This window comes from Pseudomonas sp. LB3P14, from assembly GCF_054898045.1.
Genome location: NZ_CM142714.1, coordinates 1,177,844 through 1,192,430, shown reverse-complemented (window position 1 = coordinate 1,192,430; position 14,587 = coordinate 1,177,844). Strand labels below are relative to the sequence as shown.

Here is a 14,587-nt window from a genome sequence, read left to right as displayed (position 1 = left end):
CAATCAATGCGCGATCAAGGGCGCACGAACGGGCCCCCGCCGCGGAATCAGCACGTCCAGCATCACCGCGATTGCCGGGAGCAAGGTGATCGCCATCAGCATGTTGACCATGAACATGAAGGTCAGCAGCAACCCCATGTCGGCCTGGAATTTCAAGGCCGAGAACGACCAGGTCGCCACGCCGATGGACAAGGTGATGGCGGTGAAAATGGTCGCCACGCCGACCTCGCTCAGGGCTCCTTTGAACGCTGTGACGATGTCCTGCCCTTCGGCCAGGTGCAGTTGCAGGCGGTTGTAGATGTAGAACGCGTAATCCACACCGATGCCCACGGCCAGTACCATCACCGGCAAGGTGGCGACGGTCAGGCCGATGTCCAGCGATTTCATGAACCAGTAGCCGAGGAAGGTCGCCAGGGTCAGCGGCACACAGCACGCGACCATCGCCCGCCAGTCGCGGTAGACCAGGAACACCAACAGCACGATGGTCAGGTAGACGTAGAGCATCATCGGCAACTCGGAGCTTTCGACGATTTCGTTGGTGGCTGCCTGCACCCCGGCGTTGCCGCTGGCCAGGCGCACGGTGACGCCGTTCATGGGGTGTTCCGCCCGATACTGTTGCACCGCCGTCACCACGGTTTTCAGGGTGGTGGCCTTGTGGTCGGCCAGGTACAGGTTGATCGGCAGTACCGTGCAATCGGCGTTGTACAGGCGCAGCACTTCGGGCACCTGACGTACGGCTTCGCCGATGCTCAGTTCATCGGCCGGCAGCGCTGCCCATTTCGGATTGCCCTCGTTGACACCCGAGGCTGAGAGCTTGGTCAGTGCCGGCAACGATTGCGCCGACAACACGCCCGGCACGTTGGCCAGAAACCAGGTCAGGCGGTCGGTGTAGGCCATTACGTCATGCTGGTAGCAACCGTTCTTCGGTGTTTCCACCACCACGGTGAACAGGTCCAGCCCCAGGCCAAAATGACTGACCACGCTTTCCACGTCCAGGTTGTAGCGCGAGTCGCTGTGCAGCTCGGGCGCGCCCGGCAACACGTGGCCGACATGCCGACCCTGGCTCTGCCAGACGGCGATGCCGAGCAGCACCAGGCACAATACCGAGCCGATCGCCGCATTGCGGGTTTCGGCCAAGCGTCCCAGTTTGCTCATCACGCCATCGCGCCAGGCTTGAAGGCGTTTGACCCGGTTGACATAGGCCTGGTCAAAATGGAAGAAGCTGGCCAGCACCGGCAGCATGATCAGGTTGGTGACGATCTTGTAGGCGACCCCGACCGAAGCGGTAATCGCCAATTCTCGAATCATCGGAATCGGTACCAGCACCAGAGTGGCAAAGCCGACGAAGGCGGTAATCAATGCCAATGTGCCCGGAATCAACAAGCCGCCGAAACTGCGGCGAGCGGCGGTCATCGCATCGGCGCCGTTGCACACTTCCTTGGAAATGAAGTTGACCTGCTGCACGCCATGGGACACACCAATGGCGAACACCAGAAACGGCACCAGAATCGCCAGCGGATCAAGACCGAAGCCCAGCAAGGTGATGGTGCCGAACTGCCAGACCACCGACACCAGCGAACAGCACAGCGGCAGAAAAGTCAGCACCCAGGAGCGGGTGTACCAGTAGACCGCGGCCAAGGTCAGCAGGAAGGCCAGCGCGAAGAAGCCCATGACACTGGTCGCACCAGCGCCGATGTCACCCATTTGCTTGGCGAAACCGATGATCTGCACGTCGTAGGCACTGTCGGCGTACCTGGCGCGAACATCGTCTTCCAGGCGTTTGCTGAATTCCAGGTAGTCCAGGCGTTTGCCGGTCTGCGGGTCGGGGTCGGCGAGCTCGGCCACCACCATCGCCCCCGAGTAGTCGTTGGCCACCAGGCTGCCGACAAAGCCGCCCACGATGGTGCGATCACGGATGCCGACAATCGCCTGCTCATCAAGGGTACCGACCGTGACATCACCGCCGATTACATCCTCGGCCTTCATGCCCTCCTCGGTGATCTGCACCGCGCGGGTATTGGGCGTCCACAGCGAGGTGACCGTGCGCCGGTCGATGCCCGGCATAAAGAACAGCGTCTGGGTCAGGTCGTAGAGCCGGGTCATGGCCTGCGTGTTCCAGATGTCGCCGCTTTTGGCGTGCAGGACCACGATGACGCGGTTGGCACCGAACAGTACGTCCCGGTACTTGTTAAAGGTTTGAATGAATTCGTGCTGCTGAGGCAGCTGCTTGTCGAAACCGGCCGACATGCGCAGCTGCGAGGCGAAACCGGCCATGACCAGTGTGACTAGCACCAGCACCGTCAAGGTCGACAGACGACGCCGAAAAAACAACTGCTCGAGACCGAGCACCAGAGAAGCCAGCATGATGAGCCTTCCTGAAAAACGGGAATGAGCTTCCCTCAGCCAGTGGCCGAGGGAAGGCACGACATCAGAACGAGTAGGAAATGTTGCCGCTCAAGAAATCGCGGTCAGCCATCAGGTTGTTGTCCCCGCCACCCCAGTACTGCACCCACTGCAAACCGCCTTTCCAGCGGTCGCGGTAGTTGAACAGCAAAGCGCTGGTGAGCGACTTACGCCCTTCAACGAACGGCAAGGCGTTCGGTGAAGTGCCGTTGACGTCATGGGAGAAGTCCAGTTGCGGCGTGACCGTGATGCCGGTGCCGAAGACATTCGGGTAGTTGATGCCGAACTCAGTGACGTAGCCCCATGAGGTTCTATCCGGCACCGAATAGTCGGGCAGGAAGTAAGGCGTCTCACCCGAGGTATCCAAGTCCGGGTAATGAGTGACCACCGCCTCGGTCAGCAGGAATCCGTCGGAGGCGCCCAGTTCCCTGGGGATGAAACCCAGCGGATCATTGGCCGAGAAGGTGTAGATGGCATTCACATGGGCCTGCCATTTCTTCTCTTCGACAAAGCCTTTGCTGGTGCCGGTGTCGTACACACTGAACTTGTTGAACTCACCGGTGAATGCCCGGCCAAAGGGCACGGTGGGGTCAATGCCGACGCTGTCGTTGGGCCGATAGGACAACTCCGCTCCCACTGCCACCGGGCCAACCATGGTATTGAGCGACAGGCCGTACAGGTTCTTGTCTTCGCCGTAATTCCAGAAGTAGTTGTCGATCAACAGCCCATCCGGATTGGACGTAGCGGTGTAGCCGACGAAGGGCAGCTTGTCGTGATAGCGCTGGTAGAAGAAACCGAACTCGGTCGCGATCTCCTCCACCGTCCAACGCAGGGCGATACCATATTGGCCGCTGTTCTTGGCCGAGCGCTCACCGGCATAGGGAACCGCCAGGCCATTGGCGACCAACGTGGCGTCGTCCAGGCCGCTGATCGACGGCTCGCCGCAACGACCGGTGGGTGTCAGCGAGGCACAGGTACCGGCACCGAGAAGGCCGTCGACCGTACTGGTCGAATAGTAGATCGGCCGGTTGCCCTCGCCCACCACATCGGAGTTGGAATAGTAGGTGCCCACCGGGTCGATGCCGTACGCATTCCACTTGAACTGGTAGTAGGTCTCAAGGTTCAGGTTTTCACTCAGTCCCAGGTTGAACGAGGCCATGGGAGCCGGGACGAAGACCTCCTTCAACTGGGTGCCGGGCGTATGGTATTTCGTCAGGTTGAGGGCATTGATTTGGTTGATGCCGCCAGTGACGAAAATCTCTTCGCCCCAGCTGATCACCTGGTTACCGACCTTGACCTTGGCCGGCATCTCACCCAAGTCGAAGCTCTTGGCCACCCACAAGTCGAGCAGGTCGATGCGTTCGGTGGCTTCGCGATCGGCATTGTCATCGAGTTCGGTGCGCCGGGTGTTGTCCATCTTGAAGTCTTTCGACCAACTGACCCGACCCAGGGCGCTCCAGCCATCGCCGAACTTCAGGCTCAACTCGTGGGTGCCCTTCACGACCTCAGAGAACACATCGTGCTTGTTGTAGTTCTGATCGCCGTCGTCGGAGTTGGTGTAATTGATATCGGCATTGGCGTAGCCATTACCTCTGCTCAGGTTGTAGAACTCCCCCAACCCGGTGTTGGTGCCGTCGTTACAGCCACCGCTGTCACCGCCGAGCAAATGACAGTCACGCGATTGCATGCGCGTGGCGAAGCCGTATGACAGCGTGGAGTCGAAGCTGCCGGAGATGCCGTCTTCGGAACCAAAGCGCATGGCATGGCTGGCCTCCATCCACAGCAGGCTCGAGGCGGCCATTACCGCCAGAGTCAGACGTTTTTTTGCGCGAGCGAAGCCTGGCGCGGCCAGGGCCGCGCCTTTTTTATTGTTGTGCATAGCTCTACCTTTACGCGGAGTTATTGCTGCTTAACGTTCGCCGCTGCGACGCAGTTCGTTGGAGTTGAACAGTTTGTCGCTGACCCGGCCTTCGAGACCCGCGGTCAGGTCGAGCACCTCACCCTCTTGGGTGAAGCCGTCAGCGATGTAGCGCCGTGCGACGAGGTCGTAGCTCACGTACTCGAAGCCAGTGCAGGACTGGGTCTGAGGGTTGGCCCAGAGGCTGCCTTCTTGCACGCGCCAGAGATTGCCCTTGGCGTCGTACATGTCCACGTGCAACAGCGCCCAGCTGTCTTCGTCAACGAAAAACACACGCTTGGCGAATGAGTGGCGCTTGTCCGCCTTCACCGTGGCTTCCACCACCCAGACACGGTGCTGCTCATAACGTTGCGCGTCGCGATTGAGGTAGTCCTGGCCCATCAGGTTCTCGTACTTATTGCTCTTGTCGACCAACTTGTAGGAGTTGTAAGGCACCATCATTTCCTTCTTGCCGATCAGCTTGAAGTCATAACGGTCCATCGCCCCGGTAAACATGTTGATCTGGTCGACGAAGTACAGGCTGTCGGTGCCGGCAATCGGATTGTCGTAAGCGAAGGATGGCGCACGCCGCACACGACGTTGGCCGGGGAAATAGATCCACGAGTCCTGCGGCTTGTCCAGGTAACCGTGCACCAGATACATCTCGCCAGCCCGCGATGGCGGTGTCAGCACGTCATAAAGCATCTTGGCTTCGTAGTCGCCGGCATCGGCCGGACTTTTCACCGCCGCATCGTTGTAGGGGTAATACTCGCTGGCCCACTGCTTGAGCTCGGACAGCTCACCGCTCTTCTCGCGAAGCAGCATCGACACCTGGGCGCGGCGACCCTTGGCCATGTAGCGCAGCTTGTAGTTCCACATCACCTCGATGCCACTTTGAGGTACCGGGAAGGGAATCGCAGCGCCAGCCGCTTGCTCCAGGTTCCAGCCGTCGCTGCCGATCTTGCTCTGCGCGGCGAACGCTTTGGTGCGTTGGGCAATCTCCGTCGGGAAGGAACAGCTACGATGCGTCGGGTAGACGTCCAGGCGGTAGCCCGGATAGGTCTTGATCAGCTCCACCTGGCCGGGAGGTAACTGTGCCTGATATTGCGCGAGGTTCTTGCCATTGATGGAGTACAGCGGCTTGTCAGTGCCGTAGGGGTCGCCGTGGCCTGGCTTCCAACCCGCCGGAGCCTGGGTGAGTCCGCCGTTCCAGGCCGGAATGCTGCCGCTGGCATTACCGGCTTTTTCTGCACCGAACGGCGTCAGCTCGTTGCCTAACCTGGCCAGATCGGCCGAGGTTGCCGCCTGGGCGCTGCAAGCGCTGAACAGTGCCACCAAGGCGCTGCACAGCAGGGACTTCTTGAAATGAATACTCATGATCACTCTCCCATTGTAATTATTGTGCAGGAGCGCCCGGCGCATGACGCCGGGGCGAAACGTGGATCAGGCGCAGACTGGCCTGGCGGCAACCCGGCTGGCGCACCAGCCGAAGCCCAGGGCTGAACCCAGATAGACTGCTACCAGTCCCCAACCGAGCGGGTTCATCGCACCCGTCATGACCGCCTGAATGATGATGCCGGCACACACAAGATCGGAGCCGATCAGCAACAGCGCGTCACGGCGTGGCAGGTCTTCGAGACTGTGGATGAACCAGAAGCCCAGGCCGACAGCGAGATACGTAGCGCCGAGGAGACGGCCAAGGAGCATGCCGTCGGCCCCCAGTGGCATGCCCACCCAGCGGAAGATGAGGCTGGGGTCGACCAGCAGCAGCGCAGCGACACCTACGGTCAGCAGGCACTTGGGTTTGGTGTAGATCGTGATGCTCATGACGTGGGTCCTTGTTGACGGAGATAACAGGTAAGGGCCTGACGATCCTCTGCCTGGCGCAGGCCACCGAAGGCCATCGCGGTGCCGGGCAGGAACGTCATGGGTCCACTGAGAAAGACGTCGAGTTTTTCCGTATCCCAGGTGAAACCCGCCTGCTCCAGCGTCGGCGTATAGGTGAAGCCTGGGGCTGAACCGGCCTTGCGGCCGAATACATCACCGAGCTTTGGCCCGACTTTGTGTTCGGCGAGTGAATGGCAGGTTGTGCAACGGGTTTCGAAGAGCTTCTGACCGGCAGTCGGGTCGCAGGCTTCAGCGGCCTGCACGGGCAAACTGATCAGCCCCAACAGCCCGAATGCGGCGCACAGATGATTGGCGTAGCGGCCATTCATCCCAGCAGCTCCTTGGTCCGCAGAGCAGCCTTGCCGCCAGCGGCGATGGCTCCGTCGATGCAGCCGCGCCAGCCTTCACCATGGTCGCCTTGGCCGAAGAAGACGCGGCCGCTGTCCTTCTGGAAGTGCGCGTAGTACTTCTCGAACCATTCAGGTTTGTAGCTGGCGTAGGTGCCGAGGCTGTACGGGTCTAGGGTCCATTCGTAGCCGTGGGTGCTCTCGACCTGGATGCCCGGGAAGAGCGGTTCCAGAATCGACTGGACGGCCTTGATGTCGTAGATATCGACCTTGCCCGGATCGTTGCCGAAAGCGACGAACAGGGTGTAGTCGTCGCTCACGTAGTGCGCCATCACCAGGTTGACCGGGTAGTTGGAGTCGGCCATGGCGGTGACTTTCGCCGACTTGGTATACCCGCCCCTGGCCTTGATGTAGAACTTGATCCCCTGGCCACTGTGCTTTTGCTTGCCGGCTTCGACCAGCACCGGGTCCAGCGCAGGGGAAAACTCCAGGTTTGGCAGTACGTTCATTGGCAGCGCGATGATGACACTGGCAGCGACGATCTTTTCGCCCTTTTGAGTGGTCACCACGGTGTGGTCACCCTTGTCTTCGATTTTCTTGACCGGGGTCGACAGGCGCACTTCCGGCTTGCCGTCTTCGATCATCTTGTTGATCAGGCCAACGGTGCCGTCCTTGAGTTTGTAACGCACCACAGCGTCGTTGAAACCCTGCAGGTTCCAGCCAGAGAGCGCCCAGTAACGCAGCATGTCGACGTAGGACACTTGGTCCAGCGGGGCATGCGCCGTTGCGCCGACAAAGCTGTCGACCGCCACTCGCTGCACCGGGTTGAGCTTGAGCTCATCCAGGCGTTGACGGGCGGTCCGCTTGTCACGGTGGATGATTTCGTTCCAGGTGTATTGAGCGTCGTAGGGGCGGTCCCAGACCTGGCGCGCCTCGGCGTAGAAGGCATCCAAGGCTTCGTACAGCGGCAACAACTGCTCGCCGCTCAGCGTGTGGGTCGTGTCGCCGACCCTGAGCACATACTCTTCTTTGTTTAGCGCCACGCCGCTGACCGGAGTCTCCAGCACCTCCAGGCCATAGCGCTCTTTCTCGGTCCAGACGAAGGGCTGCGCCTGGTGAATCCAGGTGCCACCCATCTCGACTTTGTGGCCGTCGAACTCGGAGGTGAAGGTGCGTCCGCCCAGGCGATTACGTGCCTCCAGCAGCAGGGTCTTGTAGCCGTTCTTGCGGCTGTCACGAGCCGCCGTCACACCGGCGAAGCCACCGCCGATCACCACCACGTCATAGTCACAACCCGCGGTCTTGCAGTTATCGCCTGACGCCGCCGTGGCATGGGTCATAACGCCTGCCCCGGCGACAGCGACTGCGCCCACTCCGGCGCCGTGCAAAAACTTACGACGGCTGACGCCCTTGGTGCCGTTCTCATGCTCTGCCATTAGCCCACACCTCTTTTTTTTGTTATGGGTGGCGGGCATGCAGCGCAGCTAAAAGACCCCGGCCGAGCCAGACGACGCCAACCGGACAAGGTCATGCCCACCTCAGGGACAGAAGCTAACAGTGGAGATGCGCAGGGGCTTGCCAGCGTGCGTCAGAGCCGTTGACATCTGACGTCAGCCGCAAAAAAAATTACGAGTGGTTGGCCTTGGCTTGCAGGCGATATTGCTGCGGAGAGACTTGAGTCCAGCGACGAAAAGCCCGGCTGAATGAACTGCATTCGGCGTACCCGAGCAACAAGGCGACTTCAGTCAGGCTGTATTGAGCTTGCGCCACATAGGCTTCGGCCAGTGAACGGCGCACTTCCTCGACCAGCAGCCTGAATTCCACCTGGTGCTCGGCCAGGCGCCGTTGCAATGTGCGCGGGCCCATACCCATGCTTTGTGCCACCATTTCCAGGCTGGCCCCGCCGCTGCTCAGGCTGCTGGCGATATGACGTCCCAGTTGGGCGAGCAGATCGCTGACCGGCACCCTGATCTGCCGCTGCTGTTCGAGGAAGGGTTCCAGTGCCTGGAACAGGCGTGGGTCGGCGGTGCGTACCGGCATGTCCAACAGTGCAAGCGGGAAATACAGGCGATTGTCCGGTTGTTTGAAGTGCAGCGGGCACGCAAGCACCTCTCGGTGTAACGACAGATCGGCCGGCGTCTCATGCTCGAAGTCGGCCCGCTCCGGCGCCAATCGGGGGTTCTCGGTGATCTCCCGCAACAGGCTGAGGAAGAATCCAATCGTGAACTCAGAGTCCTGGCGACGCCGCACGATGGTCGGGTCGGTGACCTGGTAAGACAGAATGACCTGCCGACCGTCGATTTCGACATCCACCCGAATAGCATGAGCAAACACCACGGCGAAATGGCTCATGCAACGCAGTGCCAGAAGTATCGTCGGCGCACTGCGTATCGCTTGACCATAAGCGCCAAGGGCGACGCTAACGGTCTGGATGCCGATGCGCAGGCCGATCGACGCATTCACTCTGCGTCCGAGGATCTCCCAGAGCTCGACATAATTCGCCGCGGGAATCTCCACCTCGGGCGCGTGCAGAATACGCTCGTCCAGGCCGGCCTCGGCCAGGAATGGGGCGAACAGTTCTGCATTCACGCGAAAAAAACTTTCGGCGAAGATCGTGTGGGCACTGGATTTGGACATGCTGGACAACGCCGAATGACGCCCCTTTCAGGGCAGATAGTTCTTATAGGGTTCACGGCCTCTGTCCCGATGACATGACCGAAACTGAAGTCATCCTAAAGGCCATGAAACATTTTGCAAAGACTCTTCGGCCGGGCATCTACCAGTGATCTTTAATCAACCGTCGCCCCCCCCACCAAGGGGGGTGGAGTGGTTTTCAGCCCCGATAAAGTCAAGACACAACAGTACGTTCCCATCACTGAATGCTTTCGAGCAGGTGAACCGATGAAAATAATAATAATGCTGTGTGTCATTGCATCACTGACCGCGATGGTGACTGTCGTCATGACACGACTTGATGAAATCTCGCTGGAGTCGCTACGCCAGGCCCGGAATGAATGCCAGGCGTTGAATCCCTACGCCTGCCTCAAACCGTCGGTGAATTTCGCCTCACTGCATTGATCGTGTGCGTTGCTATCCCTTTGCGACAGGAGACATTCATATGAGCAACGCAACGGTGGCTATGGCCGGTGATGAAGTGATCGTCACGCCTGCCGAATTGGGCTGGACATTCATCCGTTGGGGGCTTGGCCTGTTCATCACCGGTTTCGTAGTTGGCTTCATCCCGATCCTGCACTACATGGTCGGCGCCCAGCAGGGAGATGTTGGCCCGATGTTCCTGAAGAACGTCACGCTGTGGTGGGGCTGCCCCGCAGTCCTGGCCGAGATGACGCTCAAAACCGGCAGCCTCGGCATGATCGCTATTGGATTGTGCTATCTGGCCACGATCCGCCAAGGAGCGTCGCCGATTGTTTCCAGCCTTGAGCGCATCGCGCCCAGGCTCTGCGCATACGGCCTTATCGCCGAACTCGCGACAGCCTGCGTGGGCTTTTACGTCTGCAACAGGATCTGGCCGAATTTCTATTTCGAACCGGTGCAGGCCGGAAAGAACCTGTGGCTCGCTGCGCAAGGACTTAGCATCCTCGTCTATTTCGTCGGCATTTGTTATGCGGTCGCCGGCATCCGCAGAGCGGCGGCGCAACAGCAATGACAAACTTTCTCGTGAGGTGGCTCCGGCTAAACGGACGTTGGCGAGCCATTGCCTGGGTCTGTGGCATCGCAGCGGCGGCATACTGGATCTATTCAGGCATGCCGATGATTTGCCATTGAGTGACTGACCTGGAAAGGGTCAGTCCAGTAGCGAGACCAGACGCGGCTCAATCGAGGTCTCAAGCACCTCAAGCAGAGCCAGCGTCACCGGCAGTTTGAAGCGCCGCCGTCCCGCGCTGCCTGGATTCAGGTAGAGCTGTTCGCCGCGCCATTCTATGCATGGCTTGTGCGAATGACCGGTGATCACCAGCTTGATGCCTGCATCGAGCACTGCCGGGACATCGGCGATGTCATGCACTAACAGAGTCTGCCATCCGTTGAGGTCAAAACGTAAAAGGTCGGCGATATTCTCTGCCCAGGGTGCGTCCAGGTCATTGTTCCCGCATACGACGTGCGGCGGGGCGATAGACTCCAGTTGAACGAGAATTTCGGGGTTGCCGATATCGCCCGCGTGAATGATCCGTTCACAGTCAACCAGGGCAGCACGAGCTTCGGCGCGGAGCAAGCCATGGGTATCGGAAATCACGCCAACTTTCATGCAAGGCTCCAGACCAGATTCAAGAATCAGAACTTTAGTGTAACCAGCATGCGCTCGCTGAAAGATTTAACCTCTGTTGCACAGTCGCTTGCGGTCCTCCCCAGTGGTCTGACGTACTCACTTGAAGCAACCGCCCCTCGACAAGGAGTGGATCGATCCATGCCAAACAAAGTAAAGCCCGGCAGCGCATCGCGTGCCGGGCTTCTTTTTTTATTGCATTTCAGGGTGCGCGCCGGAGCAAGAAATGCGACAGCGCCGGGATCAACACCAGCGCACCGATCATGTTCCAGACGAACATGAAGGTGAGCAGAATGCCCATGTCGGCCTGGAACTTGATCGGTGACCAGGCCCAGGTGATCACACCTGCCGCCAGGGTGATCCCCACCAGCGCCACGACCTTACCGGTGAACGCGACCGAGTTCTTGTAGGCTTCGGTCAACGACAGACCGGCACGCTGCTGCGCCAACTGAACGCTGAGCAGATACAGCGCGTAATCGACACCAATACCGACGCCCAAGGCAATCACCGGCAAGGTCGCGACCTTCACACCCATCCCCAACCAGACCATCAACGCTTCGCAGAGAATCGACGTCAGCATCAATGGAACGACTGCCACCACCACGGCGCGCCAGCTGCGGAACGTGATGAAACACAGCACAATCACCGCTCCATACACATAAAACAACATGGTGCGGTTAGCATCACGCACGACGATATTGGTGGCTGCTTCAATCCCGGCGCTGCCGGCAGCGAGCATGAACTGGCGGTCGCCGTTGCTATGTTCCCGGGCGAACTGATCAGCAATCTTCACCACGTGATCGAGGGTTTCAGCCTTGTGATCCGAGAGATAGGCGATCACCGGCATCATCGAGCAATCGTTGTCAAACAACTCCGGGTTGTTCACCGAGGCCTGTTGTGCCCCGTAATTGAGCACGTTCTGGTTGCGGGCGATGGTCAGCATTTTCGGGTTGCCCTCATAGGAACCCGCCGTGATCTGCCGCACGGCGTTGACCAGCGATACAGTGGTTTGAACGCCGGGTTGCTGCTGCAACAACCAGCCCAGGCGATCGGCTTCTACCAGGGTTTCGTACTTCAAGCAGCCTTCGCTGGGCGTTCTGACCATGACCGCGAACTGGTCGCTGGACAGCGAGTAGTTTGCGGTGATGTAGGCGTTATCCCGGTTGTACCGTGAGTCGGCACGCAGCTCCGGGGCTCCCGGATCGAGATCGCCGATCTTCAAGTGCGTGCTGACCATGAAGCCCCCGATCGCCAACAGCCCGGCAACCACCACCGCCACCGTCGCCCAGCGACGCTCGGTAAAACGGTCAAGCAAGCTCCACAGATTGCCCAATCCTTTACCTTTCAGCTCCTTGCTTTCCTGACGCAAACTGCGCGCCGCCGCTTTGGGACTGACACCCCAATAAGACAGCAGCACCGGCAGCAACACCAGGTTGGTGAAGATCAACACCGCCACACCGATACTCGCGGTGACGGCCAGGTCCTGGATCACCGGAATGTCGATCAGCATCAGCACCGCAAAGCCCACGGCATCGGCCAGCAACGCGGTCAGCCCGGCCAGGAACAGCCGGCGGAAGGTGTAGCGCGCAGCGACCAACTGATGGGTGCCGCGTCCGACGTCCTGCATGATCCCGTTCATTTTCTGCGCGCCGTGAGACACCCCGATAGCGAAGACCAGAAACGGCACGAGAATCGAAAACGGGTCGAGTGCATAACCGAACACCGTGATCAGCCCAAGTTGCCAGACCACGGCGACCACCGAGCACAGAATCACCAACGTGGTGCTGCGTACGCAACGGGTGAACAAGTAAATGATGCCGGTTGCAATCAGCGCAGCAGCACCGAAGTACATCATGATCAACATCAGCCCATCGATCAGATCGCCCACCAGTTTGGCGAAACCGATCACGCGGATTTTGATCGGGCCTTTACCCTCCTCTCCGCCCTTGTGCAGCGCGCTGCCATCCGCAAATTCGAATGTGTTGCGCAGCTGTTCCTCGAGCATCCGGGAAAAGCGGTGATAGTCGATGGCTTCTCCGGTGACCGGGTCCTTCTCCAGTAGCGGCACGACGATCATGCTCGACTTGAAGTTGTTGCCGACCAGGTTGCCAATGATGCCGGAACGGGCGATGTTCAAGCGCAGTTGCTCAACGCCGCTAGCCGAACCGTCGTAAGAATCCGGCATGACCGGGCCACCACGGAAACCCTCCTCCGTGACCTCCGTCCAGCGCACGGCGGGTGTCCACAATGACTTCATCCAGGCCCGGTCCACACCCGGCGTCAGGAACAAGGTGTCATTGACCTGCTTGAGCACCTCCAGGTATTTCGGGTCGTAGATATCGCCGTCCGTGTTCTCCACCACCACTCGAACCGTGTTGCCCAGCCCGCGTAGCGACTGGCGATTCTCAAGGTAGTTTTTGATGTACGGCTGACTTTGCGGAATCATCTTTTCGAAACTGGCATTGAGCGTCAGCCGAGTGGCCGCGAAATAGCTCAGCAATACCGTCACGATCAGGCAGGTCAGTACCACCAGCAGGCGGTTATTGAAAATCAGGCGTTCAAGGAAATTGCCGGAGCGTGCATCGAAGCCCTTGAGCTCTCGGATCACCGGCATCGTATCGAGGTTGTAGTTACCCATGACGTGGCTCGTCTCTTTTTATTATGTGAAGTGGGCTCATTCGAAGGGCAGCTGACGCAAACCCTGTGCGCCCGCGATCACCACGGAGCCTGACCCGACGGCCTGCGCCGCAGCGGCAGGTCCCAGGCGGTCTTGTGGCGTTTGCGTGAAGCTTGCACCGTTGTCAGTGCTGACAAGGACATGGCCAGCTTGACTGACCAGGATGATCTGGCCGTCTGCCGTTACCGTGCTCGCGGTGATGCTCGAGGACAGGCCCAGTTCAACCTTGTCCCAGTTCGCACCGTGATCGACGCTGCGATAAACATTGCCCCGCAGGCCATAAATGAGCACGGCGCCCGGCGTGCCAGTGACGCCGAAATAGCTGCCGCTGTAGGGGGTAGGCACATTGACGAAGCGCTGCGTTGCAGGGTCCAGTTTCAGCACCAGGCCTTGTTCGCCGACAATGAATAAGTCGTCGCCTATTGCACGCATTCCGTAGAAGTTCAGAGCGCCCGGGTTGTCGGTACGATCCATCAGCGCGACCCAAGTCTGGCCGCCGTCTTCGGTGCGAAAAATCAGGTTGAACGCACCGACGACGTAGCCGGTTTTCTCATCTGAGAACCACACGTCCAGAAAGGGCTTGTCCGCCCCTTCATCAATCATTCGTTGAGCTTCACCCAATAACAAAGCATTGGCGGCGTCATCCGGCTGTTGCGCCGCTTGCCGCTGATAGTGTTCGAGCATGATCTGCCCGACCTGACGTCCATCGAGCTGACGCTTCCAGGTTTCACCCTTGTTGTCGCTGTGCATCACAATGCCGTCATGACCGACAGCCCAGCCCTGTGTCGGGCTCGGGAACTGCACGGCCACCAGATCGGAGCTCACGGGCACTTCTGCCTGACGCCAGCGGGCGCCGCTATCATCGGAATAAAAAATATGCCCGCGCTGGCCCACGGCGATCAGACGTTTACCCGCACTGGCCAACCCGGTGAACATGGCGTTAATGGCTTTTTCACTCTGAATTGCCGGACTCGACAAGGTGTCTACAAAATCCGCGGCGACCACGGCTCTGGTAAAGGGCACGGCCAATGCCACGGCTAGCGCAGTGAGCGTTATCCATCTAAATGTATTCATGAGTTTTACTCGGCAAAAAA

General features: G+C 59.5%; 11 protein-coding genes. 1 reads left to right on the top strand and 10 read right to left on the bottom strand.

Annotated features, from left to right (window positions below; translation table 11 throughout):
* Window positions 1-3 precede the first annotated feature (3 nt).
* From ACYZT5_RS05565 to qhpR, 7 genes are all read right to left on the bottom strand, one after another.
* A complete protein-coding gene (locus tag ACYZT5_RS05565; protein ID WP_462050174.1) occupies window positions 4-2,364 on the bottom strand; it encodes an efflux RND transporter permease subunit in 2,361 nt (786 codons plus the stop codon).
* Between the two features lie 64 nt (window positions 2,365-2,428).
* Window positions 2,429-4,282: a DUF1302 domain-containing protein gene (locus tag ACYZT5_RS05560; RefSeq protein ID WP_462050173.1), complete on the bottom strand. Its 1,854-nt coding sequence runs from the start codon at window positions 4,280-4,282 to the stop codon at window positions 2,429-2,431.
* Between the two features lie 30 nt (window positions 4,283-4,312).
* A complete protein-coding gene (locus tag ACYZT5_RS05555) occupies window positions 4,313-5,677 on the bottom strand; it encodes a DUF1329 domain-containing protein (protein WP_462050172.1) in 1,365 nt (454 codons plus the stop codon).
* A 66-nt stretch (window positions 5,678-5,743) separates the two neighbouring features.
* The gene (locus ACYZT5_RS05550; RefSeq protein ID WP_462050171.1) at window positions 5,744-6,127 is read right to left on the bottom strand and encodes a hypothetical protein; all 384 of its coding nucleotides are present in this window, start codon (window positions 6,125-6,127) and stop codon (window positions 5,744-5,746) included.
* Window positions 6,124-6,516, bottom strand: coding sequence for a c-type cytochrome (locus ACYZT5_RS05545; RefSeq protein ID WP_462050170.1), 393 nt, complete (start codon window positions 6,514-6,516; stop codon window positions 6,124-6,126). Before ACYZT5_RS05545 ends, ACYZT5_RS05550 begins: the two co-directional genes overlap by 4 nt.
* On the bottom strand, window positions 6,513-7,970 hold the full coding sequence (locus ACYZT5_RS05540; protein WP_462050169.1) for a flavin monoamine oxidase family protein: 1,458 nt from the start codon (window positions 7,968-7,970) through the stop codon (window positions 6,513-6,515). The genes ACYZT5_RS05545 and ACYZT5_RS05540 overlap by 4 nt, the downstream gene beginning before the upstream one ends.
* Before the next feature lie 190 nt (window positions 7,971-8,160).
* Window positions 8,161-9,171, bottom strand: coding sequence for an AraC-like transcriptional regulator QhpR (qhpR, locus tag ACYZT5_RS05535; protein WP_462050168.1), 1,011 nt, complete (start codon window positions 9,169-9,171; stop codon window positions 8,161-8,163).
* Window positions 9,172-9,652: 481 nt separating this feature from the next.
* Here qhpR and ACYZT5_RS05530 point away from each other — a divergent pair, with 481 nt between their 5' ends.
* A complete protein-coding gene (locus tag ACYZT5_RS05530) occupies window positions 9,653-10,201 on the top strand; it encodes a hypothetical protein (RefSeq protein WP_462050167.1) in 549 nt (182 codons plus the stop codon).
* Window positions 10,202-10,339: 138 nt separating this feature from the next.
* Here ACYZT5_RS05530 and ACYZT5_RS05525 read toward each other — a convergent pair whose 3' ends face one another.
* The 3 genes from ACYZT5_RS05525 to ACYZT5_RS05515 all read right to left on the bottom strand — a co-directional run bounded on the left by ACYZT5_RS05525 (window position 10,340) and on the right by ACYZT5_RS05515 (window position 14,567).
* Window positions 10,340-10,798: a metallophosphoesterase family protein gene (locus ACYZT5_RS05525; protein ID WP_462050166.1), complete on the bottom strand. Its 459-nt coding sequence runs from the start codon at window positions 10,796-10,798 to the stop codon at window positions 10,340-10,342.
* A gap of 220 nt (window positions 10,799-11,018) precedes the next feature.
* The gene (locus ACYZT5_RS05520) at window positions 11,019-13,454 is read right to left on the bottom strand and encodes an efflux RND transporter permease subunit (RefSeq protein WP_462050165.1); all 2,436 of its coding nucleotides are present in this window, start codon (window positions 13,452-13,454) and stop codon (window positions 11,019-11,021) included.
* A gap of 36 nt (window positions 13,455-13,490) precedes the next feature.
* Window positions 13,491-14,567, bottom strand: coding sequence for a WD40/YVTN/BNR-like repeat-containing protein (locus ACYZT5_RS05515; protein ID WP_462050164.1), 1,077 nt, complete (start codon window positions 14,565-14,567; stop codon window positions 13,491-13,493).
* Window positions 14,568-14,587: the final 20 nt, after the last annotated feature.

What these genes read in the sequence shown, in the direction of transcription:
- ACYZT5_RS05565 (WP_462050174.1), bottom strand. Translation starts at nt 2,364, where the DNA reads ATGCTGGCTTCTCTGGTGCTCGGTCTCGAGCAGTTGTTTTTTCGGCGT.
- ACYZT5_RS05560 (WP_462050173.1), bottom strand. Translation starts at nt 4,282, where the DNA reads ATGCACAACAATAAAAAAGGCGCGGCCCTGGCCGCGCCAGGCTTCGCT.
- ACYZT5_RS05555 (WP_462050172.1), bottom strand. Translation starts at nt 5,677, where the DNA reads ATGAGTATTCATTTCAAGAAGTCCCTGCTGTGCAGCGCCTTGGTGGCA.
- ACYZT5_RS05550 (WP_462050171.1), bottom strand. Translation starts at nt 6,127, where the DNA reads ATGAGCATCACGATCTACACCAAACCCAAGTGCCTGCTGACCGTAGGT.
- ACYZT5_RS05545 (WP_462050170.1), bottom strand. Translation starts at nt 6,516, where the DNA reads ATGAATGGCCGCTACGCCAATCATCTGTGCGCCGCATTCGGGCTGTTG.
- ACYZT5_RS05540 (WP_462050169.1), bottom strand. Translation starts at nt 7,970, where the DNA reads ATGGCAGAGCATGAGAACGGCACCAAGGGCGTCAGCCGTCGTAAGTTT.
- qhpR (WP_462050168.1), bottom strand. Translation starts at nt 9,171, where the DNA reads ATGTCCAAATCCAGTGCCCACACGATCTTCGCCGAAAGTTTTTTTCGC.
- ACYZT5_RS05530 (WP_462050167.1), top strand. Translation starts at nt 9,653, where the DNA reads ATGAGCAACGCAACGGTGGCTATGGCCGGTGATGAAGTGATCGTCACG.
- ACYZT5_RS05525 (WP_462050166.1), bottom strand. Translation starts at nt 10,798, where the DNA reads ATGAAAGTTGGCGTGATTTCCGATACCCATGGCTTGCTCCGCGCCGAA.
- ACYZT5_RS05520 (WP_462050165.1), bottom strand. Translation starts at nt 13,454, where the DNA reads ATGGGTAACTACAACCTCGATACGATGCCGGTGATCCGAGAGCTCAAG.
- ACYZT5_RS05515 (WP_462050164.1), bottom strand. Translation starts at nt 14,567, where the DNA reads ATGAATACATTTAGATGGATAACGCTCACTGCGCTAGCCGTGGCATTG.